Genomic DNA, 1940 nt, shown 5'->3' on the forward strand with positions numbered 1-1940 from the left:
CAGGAAGAACGTGCCGTAGAGCGGCCCGCTCGCCCCGCCGACCGTCGACACGAGCGTCATGCCCGCGCGCTTGAACAGGTCGTCGACGGCGGTCGGCGGGGCCTCCTGCAGTTTCGCGACCACGGCCGCCATTCCGCGGTCCATGTTCGCCCCGTGGTCCGCGTCGCCGATCGCCGAGTCGAGCTCGGTCAGGTACACCCGGTTATCGGCGACGAGGCTCTGGAAGCGGCGCAGCCACTCGGTCAGCAGGTCCAGCGAGACATCCGCCACTGCTCAGGCCCCCCAGCGCAGGCCGGGCGTCACAACGGGCGCGTCCCACAGTCTCAAGATCTCGTCGTCGGCTCGCAGCAGCGTCAGCGAGCAGCCCGCCATGTCGAGCGAGGTGATGTAGTTCCCGACCAGCGGCCGGGCCACGGTCACACCGGCGGCCTCGAGCAGCTTCGCGACCTCGCCGTACATCAGGTACAGCTCGATGAGCGGCGAGCCGCCCATGCCGTTCAGCATCGCGATGACCGGCGCCCCCGTGAAGTCGAGGTCGGCGAGGATCGGCTCGACCAAGAGCTGGGCGATGTCGGATGCCGGCGCGAGCGCCTGCCGATGCCGCCCCGGCTCGCCGTGGATGCCGATGCCGATCTCCATCTGGTCGTCGGGCAGGTCGAACGTCGGCTTGCCCGCCGCGGGCACGGTGCAGCTCGTGAGCGCCATGCCCATCGAGCGGCCCGCCTCGTTCACGCGATGGGCGAGCGCGGCGACGGATGCCAGATCGCGGCCTTCCTCGGCCGCGGCGCCCACGATCTTCTCGAGCAGCACCGTGGTGCCCACGCCGCGCCGCCCTGCCGTGTAGAGCGAGTCCTGCACGGCGACGTCGTCGGCGACGACCACCGTCTCGACCTGCACGCCCGACTCGGCGGCCGCGAGCTCTGAGGCCATGTCGAAGTTCATGACGTCGCCCGTGTAGTTCTTCACGATGTGCAGCACGCCGGCGCCGGTGTCGACCGTCTTGGTCGCCTCCTGCACCTGGTCGGGCGTGGGCGAGGTGAACACCTCTCCGGCGACCGCGGCGTCCAGCATCCCCAGCCCGACATAGCCGCCGTGCAGCGGCTCGTGGCCGGACCCGCCGCCGGACAGCACGGCGACCTTGCCGGCCTCCTTGGGCGTCGCGCGGTAGACGATGCGGTTCTCGGGGTCGACCCTGACCTCGGGGTGCGCGGCGGCATAGCCGGCGAGCGAATCGGCGAGCACTCCGTCGGGAGTGTTGATGAGCTTCTTCATTGGAGCTTCTCTCTGGTATCCGGCTCACATTCGACATCGCCGAATATTCCGCGGCTACTATCGGGTGTCAAGCGCCCGCACGAATGTGCAGCCCGAGGCGCGTGCGTCGATGAGGAGGCACGGTGATTCAGGCGATCGACCGCGCGGCGCGGGTGCTGACGTCGCTGCAGGGGGCGCGCCATCTCGGCATCGCCGAGCTCGCTGCCGCCCTCGAGCTGCCGCCCTCGACCGTGCACGGCATCGTCAAGTCGCTGCAGAGCCACGGCCTGGTGGCGAAAGAGCCGCACGGCAACCGCTACATGCTCGGTCCGGCGCTGCTCAAGCTCTCGAACGTCTACCTCGACACGCTCGACGTGCGCGCCCGCGCGCTGCGCTGGACCGCCGAGCTCGCCCGGCGCAGCCGGCTCGCGACCCGGCTCGGCGTCGAGCTGTTCGACGAGGTCATCATCATCCACCACGACCCGCGGCCCGATGGCACCGAGCAGATGCCCGAGACGGGGCTCTCGATCCCCGCGCACGCCTCGGCGCTCGGGAAGGTGCTGCTCGCCTACAACGCAGAGCTCGCGCAGACGGTGCTGGGCAGCGGCAGCGGTGCCGCGCGGCAGCTGCGGGCCCTCACCGGCGACACCCTCACGAGCCCCCGCGAGCTCGAGCAGCAGTTCGGGCAG

At 70.7% G+C, this 1940-nt stretch carries 3 protein-coding genes; 1 reads left to right on the forward strand and 2 read right to left on the reverse strand.

Annotation, left to right across the window (positions count from 1 at the left end):
* Both ACM2XV_RS14850 and dhaK read right to left on the reverse strand, forming a co-directional pair.
* On the reverse strand, positions 1-270 hold a 270-nt coding region (locus ACM2XV_RS14850), incomplete at its 3' end, for a DAK2 domain-containing protein (protein ID WP_487027495.1).
* A gap of 3 nt (positions 271-273) precedes the next feature.
* Positions 274-1272 (reverse strand): dihydroxyacetone kinase subunit DhaK, encoded by a 999-nt coding sequence (dhaK, locus tag ACM2XV_RS14855; protein WP_344776529.1) that lies wholly within the window; start codon positions 1270-1272, stop codon positions 274-276.
* 122 nt (positions 1273-1394) lie between these two features.
* On the opposite strand from dhaK, the gene ACM2XV_RS14860 reads away from it, so the two are divergent.
* On the forward strand, positions 1395-1940 hold a 546-nt coding region (locus ACM2XV_RS14860), incomplete at its 3' end, for an IclR family transcriptional regulator (RefSeq protein WP_487027496.1).

Source organism: Gryllotalpicola sp. CP2-P1 (genome assembly GCF_057512245.1).

Excerpts from the sequence above, each read along its gene's own strand:
- dhaK (WP_344776529.1), bottom strand. The coding sequence starts at position 1,272 with ATGAAGAAGCTCATCAACACTCCCGACGGAGTGCTCGCCGATTCGCTC.